This is a genomic window from uncultured Salinicola sp. (assembly GCF_937921195.1).
Taxonomy (GTDB): Bacteria; Pseudomonadota; Gammaproteobacteria; order Pseudomonadales; family Halomonadaceae; genus Salinicola.
The window spans coordinates 1-4,622 of the sequence record NZ_CALFQK010000049.1 but is presented as its reverse complement, the minus strand read 5'-3'; the positions used below and the strand labels follow the sequence as shown (position 1 = coordinate 4,622).

The 4,622-nt window shown below is 58.8% G+C and carries 4 protein-coding genes; all 4 read right to left on the bottom strand.

The features are described from left to right. Window positions 1-819: DUF6708 domain-containing protein (locus Q0602_RS04275; protein WP_298839439.1), on the bottom strand; the 819-nt coding region annotated here is incomplete at its 3' end. Further along, window positions 819-3,482, bottom strand: coding sequence for a T6SS effector BTH_I2691 family protein (locus tag Q0602_RS04270; protein WP_298839436.1), 2,664 nt, complete (start codon window positions 3,480-3,482; stop codon window positions 819-821). The genes Q0602_RS04270 and Q0602_RS04275, both read right to left, overlap by 1 nt. Continuing rightward, window positions 3,475-4,362, bottom strand: coding sequence for a DUF4123 domain-containing protein (locus tag Q0602_RS04265; RefSeq protein ID WP_298839433.1), 888 nt, complete (start codon window positions 4,360-4,362; stop codon window positions 3,475-3,477). Before Q0602_RS04265 ends, Q0602_RS04270 begins: the two co-directional genes overlap by 8 nt. After that, window positions 4,359-4,622 (bottom strand): DUF2345 domain-containing protein (locus tag Q0602_RS04260; RefSeq protein WP_298839430.1); only part of this gene is annotated, 264 nt, incomplete at its 5' end. The genes Q0602_RS04260 and Q0602_RS04265, both read right to left, overlap by 4 nt.

Here is a 4,622-nt window from a genome sequence, read left to right as displayed (position 1 = left end):
CCAGGGGGCCAGCAGCGAACGCCACGGCCAGGGGAAGCGAGGGATGCATTTGGGCTTGGGCAGGCTTGCCGGCCCCTCTTCCATATAGCGACGAATATACTCCCACAGCGCATAGAGTTCATGGTCACTGCGCAGCGGCGCGCCGAGAAAGACCACGTCGTGATGCTCGGCACCCGTTCGCTGCTTGAAGAAGAACAGCATCAGGATTTCGCGCTTGCGCTTTTTGGTCACCACCTGATCGTCGGGATCGACCGAGGCCACGACGTCGTCCCAATCATAGACCTGATTGCCACCGGCGAAGTTGGGGCGATTGATATATATCTTTCGGGTCTTGCGATTGAAACGGACCACGATATGACGCTGGACCAGGCACTCCATGCGAAATATCCAGAAGAGATAAACAAATGCAGCCAGCATTACCAGCCAAATGCCCCACATAAAAACTGCTGCCACATAATCCAAGACTTCAGCGCTTTCTCCAGTTGTAGGCCACACGCCATAAAAAAAAACATCCAACAAAGGTATAAGGAAGCTAAAAGGAAAACCAAAAACACCTAACAACAAAGGAGACAACCCAAGAACGACCCCCCCCCTCCACTCATTGAAGAAGGTTCTAACATCCATATAGGTATCGTTCATGCGGTAGATGGAGCGTGCATCGGATGGCGCGTCGCTGACCTGCCGCTCCTGCATGCCCCGGTACTGCTTGCCGTACTTTTCGGTCGCCTTCTCGAACTGCTTCATATCACCCTCGAACCCGGTGATATCCTTCTTGCTCGCGGTCAGGGTTCGGCGCATCAGCCATTCGATAAAATACATCAGGTCACGTCCTGTAAAGCCTGGTGAAAGACGCCGACCTCTTCGGCGTAGTCGGCGTAATAGTCGGGGTCGCCTTCTGTGGTAAAGACACAGCGTTTGCACCACGCCTCCAGCGCATCGTCGCCGAAAATCCAGAACCCGATCGTCAGAATGATACCGGCCCAGGAGGCTACGGCAAAACCGGCCAGCAGCACGCCACGGATGGCTGCCGTCGCCAGGGAGCGGGCCAGTGGCGCCAGCAAACTGGCTAGCTGTCGCGCCAGCGCGGTTTTGCCCTGCTGCGCAACACGGGATAAAAAGGCCGCCGAGGATGCCAATGTCACGGCCGTGCCTAAAATAGCGATACCAACATTGGCTAGGAATCTTGCGCCATAAGCCATAAATAAAATCAGATGACGCTGCTCAAATTGCCGACTTGCTTCGATGTAGTCATCAATCGCTGAAAACAGCGCCCCCACCGACGCTAGCATCCCGCCCCAGAACGAGAAACCGCCCAGCTGGAAACGGGCCGCCTCGCCCACATCGGTCGCACGGTATTTCCCCATCACCATGACCATATTGATGCTGGAGGCCGCCGTGTCCGCAATCGACCCGGCCACGACGACGAACGCGCCTGCGATCTTGGCGTAATCCCGCGAATCCTTGTCCTGCTTGGAGAGCGTTTGATAGAGCGCATAGCTTTCGATGATCGCCACCGCCACACCCAACCGGAATTGCATGAACTGGCTGCCATTGCCTTCCAGCGCCGCTTGCATATCGCGTGACAGGAAGCGCTTTGCCTTGGCAAGTTCACGTGCCGAGCCCTTGCTGAACCAGCGGCGATTGACGCCGATCTGCGCAGCGTGCCGAGCGAGCTGTGCACGCATTAACCCCAGCGAAATGCGCAGCGTGGCCCGGTCCATGGTCTCGCTGCGCGCTTTTTCGAAGAACCCTTTCATGAACTGGGTATACCAGGCCATGGTCACGCCCAGCTGCTTCGAACGGAACCAGTCGGGTGTCTCGCCCTCCAGCGCCGCGTTGGCCGTGTTGAAGGCCGCGATGAGCTGCTTGAACCCTTGCAGAATGTTCTGCGGCTCAGGCCCTATCCAACTGTCGTCTTCGGCGTCGGCGACCTTAGCGTCCTTGGCACGAAACGCGTCGATATCCTGCTGGCCGGCGCGGCGGATATCGTACTGATTGAGACAGTAGACCGCCCAGGCCAGGTTCGAACGGTCGTTCATGTTCATGTCGCGCCACCACTGATCCAGCAACGCGGCGCCCGCTTCGGTGCCCTCCATCCCCACCGTGGCCTGCACGACCTGAATGCTGTAGGCCCAGCCCCAGATCGGGTCACGCGAGTCGTAGTAATCCAGCGCATCGAGAAAGGGTGCGCCGCGTAGCCAGGCGAGGTGGTCAGACACCCGGGGGGCCATCAGGGCTTCCTGGCGCCGGGACTGCTCGGCCATGCGATCGTCGAAAGCCTGCCGTGCGTTCTGATCCAGCAGCGGCGCATACTGGCTATCGTATTCTTGGCGAAACTCCGCGCCACGTTCCACTGTGATTCGCTGGGAGCTCGATTCGAGAATCTCCGCTTGCCGCTCCTCGTACTCCTCGGCCAGCTCGTAGTCGCGCGCCGTCGGCTGGCTATTGCCGCCAATCTCCGCTTCGCCCACCGCCCGCACGTGAGGCATGTACCGCAACCCAGCACGCGATCTGAAACTCATCACGTCCCGCTGCGCAAAGGCATTGACGCGGCCCTTGACGTAGTTCTCGCGGAGATCGCGTATCAACTCCGCGGTGTAGAAGCGCTGCTCATTGGTCAGGCCGTCCGCATCCTTTTTCTCCATCCAGTCCCGCAGCGGCTCTAGTGCATCGTTGCGATGGTTGTTCAACTCCTGAGTAATGCCAATGGCATCACCAAGGACGACCGCAAAGCCCTGGAGGCCATCCAAGGCACGTTGCAGGCTGTCGAAACGCGACCCGTAGTTTGTCAGATCGGCCGGCTGGGCGTTCTCTTCGAACGGATCGGTCAACGACGGAAAAGCCTGTTTCTGCAACAGGTGGCCAACGCCTTCATCCTGATAGCCGACGAATTCGGCAACCTCGGACTGCAGCATCGTTGGCGGGATGACACTCTCTCCGCTGCAACTGTGGGCCAGCTCGGCGATGGCGAAGCGCTGCAAGGATTCCCTGAGCCGAGCTTCCGACTTGAGCCGTTCGAGCATCCGCACACTCAGCGGGTCCGGCAGAAAGAGCATGTACGCCTCGGGCACATCCTCCACATCATCGATCGAGAAGTAGTTGATGCCGCCGCTCTCTTTCGTCGGCTCATAGGGATTGATCCGAGTGAGCAAGGCATCGGCGGAGACGTAATAACAGTGCTCCCAGCGGTAGGTGCCCAGCCGGTTGACCAGCACGTACAGATAGCCCTCGCGCAGAAAGCGCGCTGTGTACTTGGCCTGAGACAGGCCGATACCGGCTACCGGCTCGCCCTGATACTCAGGCACACTGGCAAAAGCCGCGCTGTCGTCGTCTTCGCCATACACGGCGCTGTAGCGCAGCGGCAGAACGTTGACCGATTTCTTGCAGTCGACTGCCGTGCCGTCGTCATCGGCCTGCGGCATCGCCGAGAGCCTGTCACCGACGCTTTGACCCACACTCAAAGGATCGAGAATACTACCCATGACGCTCCCCATTAACGCTGTGTGACGCGACCGCCTTCAGGTTCTCCGCCAATGAACGCGGCCTTTGCACGGACATGTCGACCGCCCGGGAAAAACCTGGCTCACTCAATACCTGCATCCCGTGAGCCACGCAGTACGCAACATAGACACTCAAGTCCTGGATATCATCGAAGCCGGAAGCGCGTGCCGATTCTATGGCTTTATCCACCATCGCCAGACGCAGACCAGGGCATGCCGTATTGAACAACGCTGGCGAAGACTGCTCCAGCTCGCCCAATATTCGATGGGTCATGGGATCGCTGCCGAGGGCTTGCAGTAGCGCGGGCGTCAATGTGATCGTTTCCTCGCTATCGACCGCAGACTCGTGGCTTTGCCAACCTCCCGAGAACTCTTCCCAGCCGTCCAGTCCGGGTAGCCACCACGCGCCTACACTGCCAAAGAGCCGGTCGTACCAAGGCATGTCCGAAAAGCGATGTAGAACCGGCATGACGTTGGGCGCATAGAAACGTAGCAGCTGTTCTTCGCCATTGGCGTCTTTCACGACGCAGAGTTCTCCTAACTTCACGGCTTCCTGCGCCACCGGCTGGTGGGTAATCAGCACCCCATGAAAACCACGCTCCGCCATGACGTACACATCGGAAAGCAGCGTCTCGATATCACCGTCGAACAGCCAAGGCCCCAAAGGTTTCAACGCCTGGAACTGAGGCTGCTGCAGCCAAGGCTGGCCTTGGAAGCGCTGCCACAACGTCTTGCGTTCATCCTCATTCAGCAGCCCGGTTTCGATGATGGCGCAAACGGAGACGGTACCCCGGTCGGTATCCTTCAGCTCTTGCACATACTCAGAAACACGTGACTTCAGCGCTTCATCATTTAGGCTCATGACTGCACCTTGACCAGGGCTCGCTGTTCCTTCAGTGCTTTTAACCAGCAACTGACACAGATGGGTTCATCGGCCTCGGGCAATGCCGGCTTGCCAACATACATCTCCGCTGGCCCCCCAAAACTCTTCGTCGCGCCCTTGACGGTGACCTTGCCGGGCGCATGCAGCTCGATATTGCCGCCCTTGATACGGACATAGGCGCCGCCGCTGACCAGCAGAATCTCCTCGGCGGCGGCGAAGTCGATCTTGTCTTCCGTCGA